Below are 16,279 nucleotides of genomic sequence, written 5' to 3'. Positions count from 1 at the left end.
CAAGCTCCCTCGCCACAGGTTTCTCTGATTCAAGACTCTCTTAAGTGAACACATAATCTTGCTCCGGGCGGTGTTCCGACGAAAGCGGTGTGCCAGCAACACTAATGTTGACTGACACTCCCTCTTCGCGAGCAAGCCCGCTCCCACAAAGAACATAGTCCATTCGGGCTCGCTCGAAATCCCCTCAGGCCTTGCTCGCCGGTTTTGCTGCGCGTTTGGTGCCCGTCGTGGGCTTGCGTTTGGCGGGCTTGCGTTTGTTTTTCCACGGTGTTGCCCCGGGCCCGGCGGGGCTTGCCGGTCCGCTGATGGTCAGGCTCAGCCCGGCGCAACGGGCGACCTGTTTGCTCATCCACGCGGCCTGTTTGGTGACGAATTCTTCCAGGCTCATCTCGCCGCTCTGCACCATGTCCAGCGCCTGCTCCCAAATCGCCGTGGTTCCGGGGTCGGCGATGGCACGCGGCACGGCATCGATCAGGCTGAACGCGGCCGGGGTGGCGGCCAGGGCCTTGCCGTTCTTGATCAGATAACCACGGTCGAGAAGGCCCTGGATGATCGAAGCGCGGGTCGCTTCAGTGCCGATGCCAGTGGTGTCCTTGAGTTTCTGTTTGAGCAGCGGATCTTCCACCAGTTTGGCGACGTTCTTCATCGCCTTGATCAGGTCGCCTTCGGTGAACGGTTTGGGTGGTTGCGTCCAGAGGTCCTTGAGCTTGACGTCGGCCACTGCGCAGTCACGTCCTTCAGCCAATGCCGGCAATGTTTGTGGCGCCGGTGCTTCGCGGCCCTTGGCCGGGGCAAGGGCCTCGGGCAGGGCGCGTTTCCAGCCGGGCTCGACGATCTGCTTGCCGACGGCACGCAAGGCTTCACCGGCGCAGTCGAAGTCGGCCTGGGTCCGGTCGTATTCATGGTTGGGCAGAAACTGCGCCAGGTAACGCGCGCGGATCAGGGTGTAGACCGCCCGCTGCTTGCCCGCCAGTCGCTCGAGATTCTTCGCCGCAGCGGTGGGGATGATGCCGTGGTGAGCGCTGACCTTGGCGTCGTTCCAGGCCCTTGAGCGACGCTGGGGCTCGAGGAAATCGTTCAAGGCGTTCAGCGCCGGATCAGCCTGCCTCAGGGCAGCAAGTATGCTGGGTGCTTCGCTGTGCTGACTCACGGGCAAATAACCGCAGTCGCTGCGTGGATAGGTGATGACCTTGTGGGTTTCGTAAAGGGCCTGGGCGATGTCGAGGGTTTCCTGGGCGCCGAGCCCGAGCTTCTTCGAGCAGACTTCCTGCAAGGTGCCCAGATCGAAGGGCAGGGGCGCCACTTCGCGCATTCGCTCGGTACGCAGTTTGATCACCCGGGCACTCGCAGCAGTGCCGATTGCCGCCGCTGCTTGCTGCGCCAACGCCTGATTCAGGCAGCGATCCTGATCGTCGCAAGCCTCTGAGGCTGCACGCCACTGGGCGGTGAACGTAGTGCCGTCGTGCAGCAGTTGCACGTCGATGGCCCAATAGGCGACTGGCACGAAATCGGCGATGCTACGGTCGCGATCCACCACCAGGCGCAGGGTCGGCGTTTGCACCCGACCGACCGGCAATACGCCCTGATAACCCGACTGACGCCCCAACAGCGTGAACAGCCGACTCATGTTCATCCCGATCAGCCAATCGGCCCGCGAGCGCCCGAGCGCCGAATGGTAAAGGCTAAAGGTCTCTGCTCCCGGCTTCAGTGCCGCCAATGCCTTGCGGATCGATGCATCGTCCAGCGCCGACAGCCATAGCCGCTGGATCGGCCCGCGATAACGGCAATGCTCCACCAGTTCCCGGGCGATCATCTCGCCCTCACGGTCGGCGTCGGTGGCGATCACCAGTTCGCTGGCCTCGCCGAGCAGCCGCTTGACCGCTTTGTATTGGCTGGCCGTACGCGGCTTGACGGTCATTTTCCACTTCTCTGGAATGATCGGCAGGTCCGCCAGCACCCAACGCTTGTAACGCGCGTCATAGGCGTCGGGCGGCGCGGTTTCCAGCAGATGGCCGATGCACCAGGTCACCGTGACGTCCGTTCCCAGCCAGCAGCCGTCGCCACGACGCCTGGCGCCGAGGACGGCCGCAATGTCTTTGGCCTGGGAAGGTTTTTCACAGAGGTACAGCCGCATAACCACCATCGCTCATCAACTGTCGAGAGGCGCACAGGATGGCGGCTGAAGAGCGATGGGGCAATCTTTATCTGTATGGATGTACAGTCTGTGCGTTGCGATTCATTGCACAGACTTCGCAGCCCACTGATCGCTATCGGCGAGGAGGCTCTCTCCCGTTCGGCTGCGAAGCCGTCATGAGTGCAAAACATGAGGTATACCTAATAAATCGCGCATCGCTCGCACCTGCAGGTCCATCACCGTCATGAGGAACGTATTTCATGAAAAGCACCGGTCCTAGTCCTGTCATCACCATTGCAGAGCAGCCGGGCTGCCTGCTTGTGAAGTTTCACGGCATCCAGGTGGCCGCGTCCGCACGAGCGCTGGTGTTGCTCGAGGCCAACTACCCTCCGGTGTATTACGTACCGCGTGAAGACATCGATGAAAAGTACTTTGCCCGCACCGATCACACGAGTTATTGCCCCTATAAGGGCGATGCCAGCTATTTCAGTCTGCAAATCCCGGGACATGAGGGCGCTAACGCGGTGTGGAGCTATGAAGACCCCAAAGTGTCGGTCGAGCAGATTCGCGGCTATATGGCCTTCTATCCCGATCAAGTCACGTTTGAGGTGCTCAAGGACATCGAGTGAGAGGGTGGTTTTTGCCTAAGGTGGCTATTGCCAATCACCGCCTGCACGGATGACAATGCGAGTCATTATCACTCGCGAATTATTCTATTGTCATGACCGTCAACGATTTGTCCCTGCGCAGCGCTGTCAATGATCTGTATTGCGACCATCACGGTTGGCTCAAAGGCTGGCTGCGCAAACGGCTGGGCAATGCCTTCGATGCGGCGGACCTGGCGCAGGACACCTTCGTCCGGGTCATCAAGGCGCGCAACGCGCTGGAGATTCGCGAGCCGCGACCTTACCTGTCAATGATCGCCAAGGGCTTGCTGATCGATCTGTTCCGTCGGCGCTCGCTGGAGCAGTCCTATCTGGAAGCCTTGGCCGCCATGCCCGAATGGCAACAGCCCTCGTTGGAGGAACAGGCGATCCTGCTGCAGGCCCTGATGGAAATCGACCGTTTGCTGCAAGGGCTGGGGCCGAAGGTCAAGCAAACGTTCATCCTGTCTCAGTTCGATGGCCTGACCTATCCGCAAATTGCCGAGCGCCTGAGTGTCAGCGTGCGCACGGTCAACAATCACATGGCCAAGGCCATGGAACATTGCTGCCTGATGCAGATCCGGTTGCAGCTCGCATGAGCCTGTCGCCCGTCGAGTTAAAGGCAATCAGCATCGCCGCCCGGTGGTACGCCCGGCTGCAGTCCGGCGTCGCGACCGATTCGGATCGTGCGGCGTGGAATGACTGGCTGGTTGCTGATCCTGCACATCGCCAGGCCTGGCAGCGCATGGCCGCTGTCGGCGAGCAGATGAGCAGCGTGCCGGGCGCCCTGGCTTCGCCGGCCTTGCGGGGGGCCGAGCGATCCCGTCGCCAGATATTGCGCAGTGTGGTGGTGTTGGCGTCTGCTGGTTCGCTGGGCTGGTCCGGCTGGCGCAGTGAAACAACCCAAGACCTGCTTGCCGATTTCCACACCGCCGTGGGTGAGCGCCGGGAGTTTCGCCTGGCGGATGGCAGTTCATTGCTGCTGAACACCGACACCGTGGTCAACCTGCGTTTCGACACTCATCAACGCGTGCTGGAACTGTTGCGGGGCGAGATTCTCGTCACCACCGCCGCCGATCCTTCGCAGCGGCCGTTCAAGGTGGTCACCCGCCATGGCGAGGTGCTGGCGCTGGGGACGCGTTTTATCGTTCGGTCCCAAAGTGAGAGTGGCGAGGTGGCGGTGCTTGAGAAAGCGGTGGAAGTCACCTCTGGCGGTGGATCGACAGTGCGCCTCGAGGCTGGCCAGGCTATCGGCTTCAATGCCATTTCGCTGGGGACGGTACGGCGCAACGATGCATCGGCAGGCGCGTGGCAGCGAGGCAGTATCATCGCCATCGATCGTCCCTTGGGCGAATTGTTGGCCGACCTTTCGCGCTATCGCGCCGGGGTGCTGCGCTGTGATCCGCGCATTGCCAATTTAAGGGTGTCCGGCGCGTTTCCCATCGATAACACAGACCTGGCGCTGGCCGCACTGGAGAGCGGCTTCTCCCTTCGCGTCAGCCGATACAGCCGTTACTGGGTCACTGTTTCGCGCAGCGATTTGCAGTAGCGCACGCAGCGCACAAAAAAGCTTTTCTGCCTTTGCACTTTTCATACACATCGTTCGGCTCATCCCTCAGTGAGTTTTTATTGATTGGTTTTGGGGGAGGGTAAGCATGTCTCGGGTGTACACGCCAGGTCGTCTGGCGATTGCAGTGAAGGTCGGATTAGTTGTGGCAACGTCGATGTGCGTATGGCCAGTTGCAGCGACCGCAGCCCCGGCGCAACAACAAAATTCGGTGCAGTCCTTCGACATTGCGCCTGGCAGCCTGACCGAAGTCCTCAGCCATTTCGCCAGTGCCGCGGGTGCCGCCATTTCCTTTGATGCGCGACAAACCGAAGGGTTGAAATCTCCCGGGCTCAAAGGTGCGTTCGGGGTCAGTGAAGGCTTCGCGCGCATTCTTGGCGGCAGCGGCCTGCAAGCCAATCCCCAGGCCAATGGCACTTACGTACTGCGGCCAGTTCCCGCTGCCGGTTCGGCGCTGGAGTTGGGTGCTACCAACATCAATGGGCAGATGCTGGGCGCGACTACCGAGAACAGCGGCTCATACACGACGGGAGCGGTGACTATCGGCAAGGGTGAGCACTCCCTGAAAGAGACACCGCAATCGATCACCGTGATGACCCGCAAGATGCTCGATGACCAGAACCTCAACACCATCGATCAGGTCATGGAAAAGACCCCAGGCATTACCGTCTACGACTCGACCATGGGCGGCAAATATTTCTATTCCCGTGGGTTCCGGATGTCGGGCCAGTACCAGTACGACGGTGTGCCGCTGGACATGGGCAATCTCTATGTCCAGGCCGACAGTTTCAGCGGTGACATGGCGTATTACGATCGGGTCGAAATCCTGCGGGGTGCCGCGGGGATGATGAAAGGCTCGGGTGGCACCGCTGGCGGGGTGAACTTCGTTCGCAAGCGCGGTCAGGCCGATCCACATACCGACATCACGCTGTCCGGCGGCAGTTGGGACAACTATCGCGGACAGGTCGACACCGGTGGCCCGCTGAATGAGTCCGGCACCATTCGCGGACGCGCCGTCGTCGCCGAGCAGAGCCGACACTATTTCGTTGACGACGCCAGTCGCAAGGACCAGGTGTACTACGGCGCGCTCGACGTCGATCTGAATCCCGATACGACCCTCGGCCTGGGTGTTGCCTATGAAGACATTGACGCCAGTCCTTGCTGGGGCGGCCTGCCTCGTTACAAGGACGGCAGTGATCTGAAACTCAGTCGCTCGACTTGCCTCGACCCTTCCTGGAACACCTGGCGCAGCCAGCGAACCACCGTCTTCAGCGACCTGAAACATCAGATCAATGAAGACTGGGCGTTGAAGGTCGCCAGCGTTTATACAAAGAACACTCAGGACATCAAATACGCGTTCGCCTCCGGATCGGTGACGCCCGGCGTGGACACCACCGGCGTCCTCGGTAGCATGTACGACTACGATCAGGTCGATTACGGACTTGACGCGTACGTGGATGGCAAGTTCGGCGCGTTCGGTCAGCAACATGAATTGGTGGTGGGGTTCAACGCCAGCCGTTCGAAAAAAGACGACTTCTACTCGGTGGCGTTTCTGCCGCAGCGACAGAATGTGTTCAATCCCGACAAACATATTCCGGAGCCGGACGACAGTTACTTCATCGACAACTCGTCACGCGGTGGGCCGGTCAATTCAGTCATCCGGCAGAAGGGCGTTTACTCTACGTTGCGCCTGAAGCTGGCGGATCCTCTGACCCTGGTGGCTGGCAGTCGGGTGAGTTGGTACAGCTCAGACACCGATTCGGTGTTCATTAATTCCGGCACCTCGGAACACTCCAGCACTACGGAGACGGGCCAGGTCACGCCGTTTGCCGGCCTGCTGCTGGACCTGAACGAAAACCTGACGGCCTATGCCAGCTACTCGGATATTTTTACCCCGCAAGGCAATTTCCGATCGGAAGACGGGTCCGCTCTCAAACCGCTCGTAGGCCAGAGCTATGAGTTGGGCATCAAGGGCGCCTGGTTCGACGGTCGCCTGAACAGCTCTTTCAACCTGTTCCGGACTATCCAGAAGGACCAGGCGCAGACTGACTACAACTCAAGTTGCCCGTCATCGGATGGCTACTGCTACGTCAACGCCGGAAAAGTTCGCGCCCAGGGTTTCGAGGCCGAGATCAGTGGTGAAGTCATCGAGCGACTCCAGTTGCTCGCGGGTTACACCTACACGCAGACCAAGACCCTCGACGACATCGACACCAGTCTCAATGGCGCAGCGTTCAACAGTTATGTGCCTCGGCATGTGTTGCGCATGTGGGGCGATTATGCCCTGAGCGGGTCGCTCGAGCGGTTCACTGTCGGTGCTGGTGTCAATGCGCAAAGCGATTATTTCCGGGTGTCGCCGGTCAGCGGGAAGAAGATCAGCCAGTCGGGTTATGCGATCTGGAACGGTCGCATCGGCTATCGCATCGATGACACCTGGTCGGTGGCGTTGAACGGCAACAACCTGTTCGACAAGCGCTACTACGCCACTATCGGTACCGAGACCTTCGGTAATTACTACGGTGATCCTCGCAACTTCATGGTGTCGGTCAAGGCGAGTTTCTGACGGTGATGGTGATGCTGTTCACTTGATGTTGGGGGGCATATCCGTTTCTTCGGTCACGGCTGCTTAAAGCGTACGCATTCCCCCTGTGGGAGATTCTATGGTTGAGGGAAAGCCCTCAACTGGCTTTTGGCTGATATTCGCTTTGCCCTTTCAGCAAGGCGAATACCACCCGAGCAAGCTTGCGAGCCAGCATCACCAGCGCCTGAGTGGTGCTGAAACCCCGCGTTCTTTGTTCTTCGTAATACCCTTTCCAGGCTTTCGTACGGCTAGCCGACATCGCTGCATTGTGCAGAAGTCGGCGGGCCTCGGGGTCGCCGCGCTTGGTCAAACTGCGGCGAGCGTCCTTCTGTCCTGATTTCGCCACCCGTAAATCCATGCCCAGGAAGGCGATAAATGCATCCGCGTTTCTAAAATCTCCTCGCTGAAATGCAGTTATCAAGCGGGCCCCAGTCAAAAATCCAATACCCTCAACTTTCAGGCAGCGCTTCAATTGACCGAGCAAACCGGCTTCTTTGAGCTGATCGTTGATCGTCTTTTCGATCAGCGTCTCAAGCTGCTGCATGGACTTCACTTGCTCGGCAAAAGCCGCCTTGAGCAGCGGCTCATTCGACCAGCTCTGCACCAGGCCGACCCTGGCCTGGACCAAGGCTGCGCGACGGCGGAAAAGGCTCAGGAGCTGGCGGTACAGCGGTGAGGGCGGGGTCCAAGGACGCAACTCCTCGGCTTCGTTCTTCAAGTAACGAGCCAGCAGCTTGGCATCCAGTGCGTCGGTTTTGGCGCGGATCTTCACGCCTTCGCGATAATGTTTGAGTTCATAGCCTCCCACCATGTAAATCGTGCAACCGGCCTCATAGGCCAGATCAGCGAAGTCCAGGTGGTAAATGTTGGTCGCCTCAATGGCAATAGCCACCGTCCCCGACAACGCCTTCAGCCACTGCTTGATGGATGTTTTGGTGTTGGGAATCTCTTCAAGCAAATCCCCATCAGACTGATAAATCACCAGTTCATTCTTGGCGACATCCACACCTACGATCGGCTTTGTGACAGAAACCGGCATTGCCATTGGATTTCCTCCGGGATATGGTTTTAAGCACTTGAAGGGCTCACCCAGAGGCGCAGGCTTGTTCCTATCGTCGGTCTAGCCAGATGCATTCTTTATCGGCGCTTGGGTGAAAGGAGGAGGGGCGAAATCTCCCACGGTCTGTACTGCGTCAACAGTCAGAATCGAGCCTTGTCCCTCCTCCTCCCTTCAAGTCCTACCATACAAGCGAGCCTGCTCGCGAAGGACGTGAACGATAACGCGTGCAGTCTGAATGAACGCGGTGTCCGGACGTATTTCGCGAGCAGGCTCGCTCCTACAGATACCGCGCCAGGCTTTGGCTTTTGATCTCTCATCGAACAGCATCCACCAGCGTGGATTCATCAATCTGGCTAATCGAGGTCACCCCGGTCAAGGTCATGGCGACGCGCATTTCCTTGGCGAAAATATCCAGCATATTTTCCACTCCGCGCTGACCATCGGCGGCCAGTGCATAGGCCATGGAACGCCCCAGCAATACGCCTTTTGCGCCCAGCGCCAACATCCGTACAACATCAAGCCCCGAGCGGATTCCCGAGTCGACCAGCACCGTCAAATCATTACCGATGGCTTGCATGATGGGCGGCAATGCCTTGGTGGTGGAGAGCACGCCGTCCAGTTGTCGCCCACCGTGGTTCGACACGACAATGCCATCCGCGCCAAAGCTGACCGCATCCCGGGCGTCCTGAGGATCAAGGATGCCTTTGATGATCATCGGGCCTTTCCAGAACTCGCGGATCCACTCCAGATCGCTCCAGCTGATCGAAGGGTCGAAGTTGTTGGCCAGCCAGCCCATGTAGTCTTCGAGGGTGACGGCCTTGCCAAGGTACTTCGAGATATTGCCCAGGTCGTGTGGACGCCCCATGAGGCCGACGTTGAATGCCCAGTCGGGTTTGGTCATGGCCTGAAGCATTCGCCGCGATGACGCAAAAGGGCCTGACATGCCCGAGTGTGCGTCCCTGTATCGGGCGCCGGGCGTGGGCATGTCCACGGTAAACACCAGGTTTTTCACACCGGCGGCCTTCGCCCGCTCCAGTGCATTTTTCATGAAACCCCTGTCCTTCAACACATACAGCTGAAACCAGATGGGCTGTTGGCTTTGTGCCGAGACTTCCTCGATCGAGCACACCGAAACCGTTGACAGGCAAAGCGGGATGCCTTTGTTCTCCGCCGCTTTCACCGCCTGCACTTCACCACGACGGGCGAACATGCCCGTCAGGCCGACCGGGGCCAATATGATGGGCATCGAAAGTGGTTGGTCGAAGAGGGTGGTTTCAAGGCTCAGGGTTTCGACGTTTTTCAGAATGCGCTGACGCAGGCTGATGCCGGTCAGATCAGCGCTATTGGCCCTCAGCGTATGCTCTGCGTAGGCGCCGCCATCAATGTAATCAAACAAAAAACGCGGGAGTTTGCGACGTGCTGCCTCGCGATAGTCAGATGCGGATGAAATGATCATGGTGCCTCGGTCTGTGAGTGGCGGGGCTGCCGATGTCGTCGAGCTTACCTGTGGCGAGGGGATTTATCCCCGTTGGGCTGCGAAGCGGCCCCAAGCGTCCGTCCAAACAAACCGAATTGTCCAGATTTACGACTGCTTCGCAGCCCAACGGGGCGGTGCGACGTTTCGATAAATCCCCTCACCACAAGGATTGTGGTGAGCTCAGTTTTTATCCAGATCCACGTTCTTGGTCTCACGCAAACAGATCATCCCGACGACCAGGCTCACCCCGGTTATCAACACCGGGTACCACAGCCCGTAGAAAATGTCGCCGGTGTACACCACCAAGGCAAACGACACCGTTGGCAGGAAACCGCCGAACCAGCCATTACCAATGTGGTACGGCAGGGACATTGAGGTGTAGCGGATGCGGGTCGGGAACAGTTCGACCATCAGCGCTGCCAGCGGGCCGTAGCACATGGCCGAAATGATGATCAACACCACCATCAACGCCACGATCATGGACTTGTTGACCTGCTGCGTGTCGGCTTGTGACGGATACCCGGCCAACGTCACGGCGCCACGCAGGGCCGCTTCATCGTAGCCTTCGAGCTTCACGTCACCGACGCTCACCTGCACGGTGCTGCCGGCCGGTAGAGCTTCGCTGTTGTAGGGCAGGCCCTGTTTCACCAGGAAGGTTTTGACCTTGTCGCAAGGGCTGTCAAATTTCGCCTTGCCCACCGGGTCGAACTGGAAGGTGCAGGTGGCCGGATCCGCCAGTACGGTGATCGGTGCCTGACGGCTGGCCTGGTCGATGGCCGGGTTGGCGTAGTGGGCGATGGACTTGAAGATCGGGAAGTACAGTGCGGTGGCCAGCAGCAGGCCGATCATCAGCACCGGTTTGCGCCCGACCTTGTCCGACAGCCAGCCGAAGAAAATGAAGAACGGTGCGCCGATGATCACACTGACGATCAGCAGGCTGTTGGCCAACGCCGGGTCCATCTTCAGGAACTGGGTGAGGAAGAACAGCACGTAGAACTGCGCCGCGTAGAAGGTCACGGCTTGTCCAGCGTTGATGCTGAACAGGGCGATCAGCACGACTTTCAGGTTTTCCCATTTGCCGAAGGAATCGCGCAGCGGCGACTTGCAGAGTTTGCCTTCCTCTTTCATTTTCACGAACGCCGGCGACTCGTGCAGGCTCATGCGAATCCAGGTCGAGATGCCCAGCAAAATGATCGAGAACAGGAACGGAATCCGCCAGCCCCAGACTTCGAACTGGTCACCGGTGAAGTAGCGGCAACCGAGCACCACCAGCAGCGACAGGAGCAAGCCGAGGGTTGCAGTGGACTGAATCCAGCTGGTGTGGAAACCGCGTTTACCCATCGGTGCGTGTTCCGCGACATAGGTCGCAGCGCCGCCGTATTCACCACCCAGGGCCAGGCCCTGAAGCATGCGCAGCACCACGAGGATGATCGGCGCGGCAATGCCGATACTCGAATAAGTCGGCAACAGCCCGACGCAGAAGGTCGCCACGCCCATGAGAATGATGGTCGCAAGGAAGGTATATTTACGCCCGATCATGTCCCCCAACCGGCCGAAAACCAAGGCGCCGAACGGCCGAACGATGAAGCCGGCAGCGAAGGCCATCAGCGCAAAGATGAACGCCGTGGTGTCGTTGACTCCGGCAAAAAACTGTTTGCTGATCACCGCCGCGAGGGCGCCATAGAGGAAAAAGTCATACCACTCGAAGACTGTCCCGAGCGACGAGGCGAAGATGACCTTCTGGGTTTCCTTGCTGGTGCCCGCGCTGCGCACGGCTTCCAGGGGCTGAACATGTTCTGACATATCGGTATCCCTCACAGTGATTGTTTTTTTTGTTCCACTGGTGTTGCGTTTTCCTTGCAGGGTTAAAGCTCAATGTCCGTGAATCAAATACAAATCCCCTGTGGGAGCGGGCTTGCTCCGGGCGGCGTTCCGACGAAAGCGGTGGGTCAGTCGACATCTATGTTGAATGTAAAGCCGCCTTCGCGAGCAAGCCCGCTCCCACAGGGGATAGGTCTACAGTCGAAGGGTTAAGGATCATTTGTGCTGCCTTTTCGGCAATCATCAGCGTAGGCGAACAGGTGTTGCCCGAGGTGATGCGCGGCATGATCGAGGCGTCGGCGATGCGCAGGCCTGGGATGCCATGGACTTTGAGTTGTGCATCAACCACGGCATCCGCGTCATTGCCCATGCGGCAGGTGCCGACTGGATGGAAAATCGTTGTGCCGATGCGGGCGGCGGCTTCATGCAATTCTTCGTCGCTCTGCAAGCTGTCGCCGGGCAAGTACTCGACCGGTTTGAACGCTTGCAAGGCCGGCGCGGCGACGATGCGGCGGGTCAGGCGAATCGCGTCTGCTGCCACCCGCAAGTCCTGCGGATGGCTCAAGTAATTGGGCTGAATCAGTGGCGCTTCCTGCGGATCGGTGGAGCGAATCTCGATGCGACCACGGCTTTGCGGGCGCAGATCGCACACCGACGCCGTGAAGGCGGGGAAGGCGTGCAATGGCTCACCGAAACGCTCCAGAGACAGCGGCTGAACGTGGTACTCGAGATTCGCCGACGTCTGCTCCGGTCCCGAACGGGCGAAGGCCCCGAGTTGGCTCGGCGCCATGGACAGCGGGCCGCTGCGGTCATACAGGTAGCGCAGGCCCATGCCCATCTTGCCCCACAGGCTGCCGGCAATTTGATTCAGCGTACGGGCGTTTTCCAGTTTGTAGATCAGGCGCAATTGCAGGTGATCCTGCAGATTGCCACCCACGCCGGGCAGTTCATGGGCAACGCCAATCCCCAGTTTTTGCAGGAGCGGGCGAGGGCCGATTCCCGAACGTTGCAGGATGCTCGGCGAGCCGACGGCACCGGCGCACAGCACGATTTCCTTGCGCGCCTTGAAGGTTTTCGCCTGACCCTGCCAACGCGCAGTGACCGCTGATGCACGGCCGTTTTCCAGTAGCACGCGATCCACTTCGACGTTGGTCAGCACGGTGAGATTGGGGCGGTTGCGGATCGGTTTGAGAAACGCCTTGGCCGCGTTCCAGCGAATACCGGCCTTCTGATTGACCTGGAAGTAGCCGCAGCCTTCGTTGTCGCCCTGGTTGAAGTCATCGATGCTGGCGATGCCGGTTTGCTCGGCGGCGCTTTGGAAGGCATCGAGAATCGGCCACGACAGCCGCTGACGTTCGATCCGCCATTCCCCGGCTGCGCCGTGAAACTCCGAGTCGCCAGCAAAATGGTTTTCGCTTTTTTTGAACAACGGCAGCACGTCGTTCCAGCTCCAGCCGGGATTGCCCTGCGCCGCCCAGCCGTCGTAGTCGCCAGCCTGGCCGCGCATGTAGATCATGCCGTTGATCGACGAACAGCCACCGAGCACCTTGCCACGCGGGTAACTCAGGGTGCGACCTTGAAGGCCGGGTTGCGCTTCGGTCTTGAAGCACCAGTCGGTGCGCGGGTTGCCGATGCAGAACAGGTAACCCACGGGGATGTGAATCCACGCATAGTTGTCGCGGCCGCCGGCTTCGAGCAGCAGCACGCGGTTCTGCGGATCGGCCGACAACCGATTGGCCAGCAAACAACCGGCCGGGCCGGCACCGACCACGATGTAGTCGAATTCATCCAGGGAAGTCTGCATCCATGACCTCATGTTGTTGTTCTTGTTGTTGGTCATCCTAGTTGTTAGCTTTCGTCAAAAGAATGTTAGTTTTTGCGCAGCCGCTGTGCGTTTTTAAACAGCCTTACTTCAAGGACGGTTCATGTTCGACTGGAATGACCTGCGGTTTTTTCTCGAGTTGCAGCGCAGCGGGCGTTTGCTCACCGCTGCCCGCCGTTTGAACACCACCCACGCCACCGTGGCCCGGCACATCGAGGCCATCGAAAAGAGCCTCGGCACGGCGTTGTTTGTCCAGCATGCCCAGGGTTATGAGCTGACCCCGGCGGGCGAAGCGTTGCTCAAACACGCCGAAGCCATGGAAAACGTCGCCTTGCTGGCTCAGGAAGAAATCACTCAGTCGAGTGCACCGTTAGGCAAGATCCGCGTCGGCGTGACCGAAGGGTTGGGCATCATGTTCCTCGCCAGCCGCATGAACGGCTTGTTCGAACGTTATCCGGGGCTGGAAGTGGAACTGGTGGCGGTGCCGCGTTTCGTCAGCATTCTCAACCGCGAGGCCGAAATCAGCATCCACCTGGAGCGCCCGGCCGCCGACATGCTGGTCACGCGCAAGCTGACTGACTATCGTTTGGCGCTGTACGCCAGCCAGGAGTATCTGGACCGTTCGCCACCGCTGCGCAGCCGCGAAGACCTCGCTCGCCACGCCTGGATCGGCTATGTCGATGACTTGCTGTTCAGCCAGGAACTGATGTTCCTCAACAGCTTCTGCCGCAATCCGCAGGTGGTGTTTCACAGTACCAGCGTCATCGCCCAACAACAGGCCGCGCGTTCCGGGTTGGGGATCGCCGTGCTGCCGTGCTACATGGCCAGCGCCGATCCCGGCCTGGTGCCGTTGCTGCCGGATGAGGGTATTCAGCGCAGCTACTGGATCAGCACGCGACGTGAGCTGCACAAGTCAGTGCGGTTGCGGGTGTTGTGGGATTACGTGGTGGGGTTATGTGAGGCCGAGCAAGACTTATTACTAAGCCCAAATCCGCTGTAGGAGCGAAGCTTGCTCGCGAAGGCGTCAGGCCTGACACACCGCCTATTCGTTCTTCGCGGGCAAGCCTCGCTACACACCGATCAGGAGCCTTGATGTTTCAAGCGCTCCCACGTGAAACCTAGGGCATCGCGGAACACGGGCCGTCCGGAATCGACAGCGTCGCCCGCAACCCGCCCTCCGGCCGGTTGACCAGGGTGATTTGTCCGCCCAGCCGAGTCGCAATGGTGTTGACGATCGTCAGCCCCAATCCCGCCCCCTGGACGTTACCGCGACTGTAAAAACGTTCGAACAACCGGCCGCGTTCAGCTTCGTCGATGCCTGGCCCCTGATCTTCGACACTCAATGAATAGAACCCGTCAGCCTGATCGAGGCGCACGGTGATGACGCCGTGCGCGGGGGAAAAATTTGCCGCGTTGCTGATCAGGTTATTCAGGGCGATGTCGATGGCGGCGGCGTCAGCGATTACGTTCAGGGGCCGGTCAGTGACGTCGAAAGCCAGCTCAAGGTTCTTGCTCAGTAACCAGGGTGTTAGCTGAGCCAGGCTGTCGCGCACCGTTTGAGTCAGGTCGATCGAGTGCAGCACCGGCATTACGGCTGTGGGTTCAAGGCGAGCCATGGTCAGCAATTGGTTGACCAATCGGCTGGCTCGGTCCACGCCCGAAATCAGAAACGCCAAGGATTCCCGGCGCTCTTGGTCGGTGCCGGCTTCCAACAGGTTTTGCGCATGCACCCGCAGCACCGCCAAGGGCGTGCGCATTTCATGGGCGGCGTCGGCGATAAAGCGCCGCTCGCGGCCGAGCACTTCCTGAATTTGCGTGAGCATGCGATTGAGCGCCGCTTGCATCGGTTCGAGCTCGCTGGGCAGCGGGGTCAGTTGCAGCGGTTCCAGAGAACCGCTGTGCCGTGCCCGCAACGTCGCCGCCATATCGGCCAGGGGCTTGAGGCCCCAGCCAATGGCCAGCCAGACCAACGCCACCAGAATCAGGCTGCCCAGCACATTGGGCCACAGGGTATGGCGCAGGATCCGGTCCACCAGGTCCGAACGCACATCGTCGCGTTCGCCCACCCAGATCCGTAAATCCGTTTGTTTGTCTTCCAGCATGAACGCGCGCCAATGGCGGTGGTTCAGATCCACCACATCGCTGAAACCGGGTTGCGACGGGGGCGCGGTGAAGGAGGGCGCGCTGGCGGTGTGCACCAGCACTTCGCCCTGACGATTCCAGACCTGAAAGGCAATCTTGCTTTCATAGGGATGGCCATCGACGCTCGGCACCGCTTCGCCCAGGGCTTTGTTGAACGCCTGATACAGCTCGGCGTGTTCCTTGCTGGCCAGCGGCATGCGCATCACACCCTGCAGCAGCCGGGCGTTCTGTGCGAGCTGGGCGTCATAGACTTCGGCAATTTCGTGGTTGCTGTCGTTCCAGTTGAACACACTGATCACCGCCAGACCGGCGAGCACCAGGCCGATGATCAGCGTCAGGGTGCGGCGCCGAATGGACGTCATCGACGCTCCTCCACCAGGTAACCGACACCGCGAATGGTACGGATCAGGTCGGTGGAGAACTTCTTGCGCAGGTGGTGGATGTGCACTTCCAGGGTGTTGCTTTCGGCTTCCTCGTTCCAGCCGTAAAGCAACTGCATCAAGTGATCGCGGGTCATGACCCGGCCCGGTGGCGAGAGCAATTCGTGAAGCAGCTGATATTCCTTGGGTGTCAGCGCCACCGGTTCGCCCTGATAGCTGACTTGCTGGGTGCCAGGGTTGAGGCTGATGCCGGCGTGTTCGATCAGCATCTGCGCGCGGCCGGCACTGCGCCGCAGCAAGGCCCGCAGACGCGCCTTGAGTTCGGACAGATCAAAGGGCTTGATCAGGTAATCGTCGGCCCCGGCATCCAGCCCGGCGATACGGTCTTCGGTGGCGTCCCGCGCGGTGAGGATCAGAACCGGCAGGTTGGAGCCGCTGTCACGCAAGCGGCGTAATACTTGCAGCCCGTCCATGCGCGGCAGGCCGAGGTCGAGCACAGCCAGGTCGAAGGATTCGCTGAGCAGCGAATGCAAGGCGCTGCTGCCGTCCTGCAACCAGTCGACGGTGTAACCTTCGCGGCCCAGGGCCTGCTGGATGCCTTCGCCCAGGGCCGTGTCATCCTCAATCAGTAATAAGCGCACACAGACTCCT

Annotated in this window: 12 protein-coding genes; 5 read left to right on the top strand and 7 right to left on the bottom strand. The window is 59.8% G+C overall.

Features of this window, described 5'->3' with window-relative positions; genetic code table 11:
• Positions 1-184: 184 nt before the first annotated feature.
• A complete protein-coding gene (locus PFAS1_RS28090) occupies positions 185-2,134 on the bottom strand; it encodes a DNA topoisomerase III (RefSeq protein ID WP_076031387.1) in 1,950 nt (649 codons plus the stop codon).
• A gap of 260 nt (positions 2,135-2,394) precedes the next feature.
• Here PFAS1_RS28090 and PFAS1_RS28085 point away from each other — a divergent pair, with 260 nt between their 5' ends.
• From PFAS1_RS28085 to PFAS1_RS28070, 4 genes are all read left to right on the top strand, one after another.
• Entirely contained in the window at positions 2,395-2,763 is a 369-nt protein-coding gene (locus PFAS1_RS28085) for a DUF427 domain-containing protein (protein ID WP_074875946.1), read from the top strand.
• Positions 2,764-2,855: 92 nt separating this feature from the next.
• Positions 2,856-3,377, top strand: a complete 522-nt coding sequence (locus PFAS1_RS28080) for a sigma-70 family RNA polymerase sigma factor (protein ID WP_076031386.1) — start codon at positions 2,856-2,858, stop codon at positions 3,375-3,377.
• Positions 3,374-4,327 carry a FecR domain-containing protein gene (locus tag PFAS1_RS28075; RefSeq protein ID WP_076031385.1) on the top strand — a complete coding sequence of 318 codons (954 nt, stop codon included), beginning with the start codon at positions 3,374-3,376 and terminating at the stop codon, positions 4,325-4,327. Before PFAS1_RS28080 ends, PFAS1_RS28075 begins: the two co-directional genes overlap by 4 nt.
• A gap of 106 nt (positions 4,328-4,433) precedes the next feature.
• On the top strand, positions 4,434-6,908 hold the full coding sequence (locus PFAS1_RS28070; RefSeq protein WP_076031384.1) for a TonB-dependent siderophore receptor: 2,475 nt from the start codon (positions 4,434-4,436) through the stop codon (positions 6,906-6,908).
• A gap of 115 nt (positions 6,909-7,023) precedes the next feature.
• On the opposite strand, the gene PFAS1_RS28065 is transcribed toward PFAS1_RS28070, so the two are convergent.
• The 4 genes from PFAS1_RS28065 to PFAS1_RS28050 all read right to left on the bottom strand — a co-directional run bounded on the left by PFAS1_RS28065 (position 7,024) and on the right by PFAS1_RS28050 (position 13,088).
• Positions 7,024-7,971 carry an IS110 family RNA-guided transposase gene (locus PFAS1_RS28065; protein ID WP_074871984.1) on the bottom strand — a complete coding sequence of 316 codons (948 nt, stop codon included), beginning with the start codon at positions 7,969-7,971 and terminating at the stop codon, positions 7,024-7,026.
• A gap of 328 nt (positions 7,972-8,299) precedes the next feature.
• Positions 8,300-9,442 carry an FMN-dependent L-lactate dehydrogenase LldD gene (gene lldD, locus PFAS1_RS28060; protein WP_076031383.1) on the bottom strand — a complete coding sequence of 381 codons (1,143 nt, stop codon included), beginning with the start codon at positions 9,440-9,442 and terminating at the stop codon, positions 8,300-8,302.
• A gap of 201 nt (positions 9,443-9,643) precedes the next feature.
• Positions 9,644-11,266 carry an MFS transporter gene (locus tag PFAS1_RS28055; protein ID WP_076031382.1) on the bottom strand — a complete coding sequence of 541 codons (1,623 nt, stop codon included), beginning with the start codon at positions 11,264-11,266 and terminating at the stop codon, positions 9,644-9,646.
• 157 nt (positions 11,267-11,423) lie between these two features.
• Positions 11,424-13,088, bottom strand: coding sequence for a GMC family oxidoreductase (locus PFAS1_RS28050; protein ID WP_076031381.1), 1,665 nt, complete (start codon positions 13,086-13,088; stop codon positions 11,424-11,426).
• A gap of 121 nt (positions 13,089-13,209) precedes the next feature.
• Here PFAS1_RS28050 and PFAS1_RS28045 point away from each other — a divergent pair, with 121 nt between their 5' ends.
• The gene (locus PFAS1_RS28045) at positions 13,210-14,106 is read left to right on the top strand and encodes a LysR family transcriptional regulator (RefSeq protein WP_076031380.1); all 897 of its coding nucleotides are present in this window, start codon (positions 13,210-13,212) and stop codon (positions 14,104-14,106) included.
• 118 nt (positions 14,107-14,224) lie between these two features.
• On the opposite strand, the gene PFAS1_RS28040 is transcribed toward PFAS1_RS28045, so the two are convergent.
• Positions 14,225-15,610, bottom strand: a complete 1,386-nt coding sequence (locus PFAS1_RS28040) for an ATP-binding protein (protein WP_076031379.1) — start codon at positions 15,608-15,610, stop codon at positions 14,225-14,227.
• Positions 15,607-16,269, bottom strand: coding sequence for a response regulator (locus PFAS1_RS28035; RefSeq protein ID WP_076031378.1), 663 nt, complete (start codon positions 16,267-16,269; stop codon positions 15,607-15,609). Before PFAS1_RS28035 ends, PFAS1_RS28040 begins: the two co-directional genes overlap by 4 nt.
• Positions 16,270-16,279 lie beyond the last annotated feature (10 nt).

Origin of the sequence: Pseudomonas frederiksbergensis (assembly GCF_001952935.1) — a bacterium.
Classification (GTDB): domain Bacteria; phylum Pseudomonadota; class Gammaproteobacteria; order Pseudomonadales; family Pseudomonadaceae; genus Aquipseudomonas; species Aquipseudomonas frederiksbergensis.
Note: the sequence above shows the minus strand (reverse complement) of the source record. Positions and strands in the feature narration are given on the sequence as shown.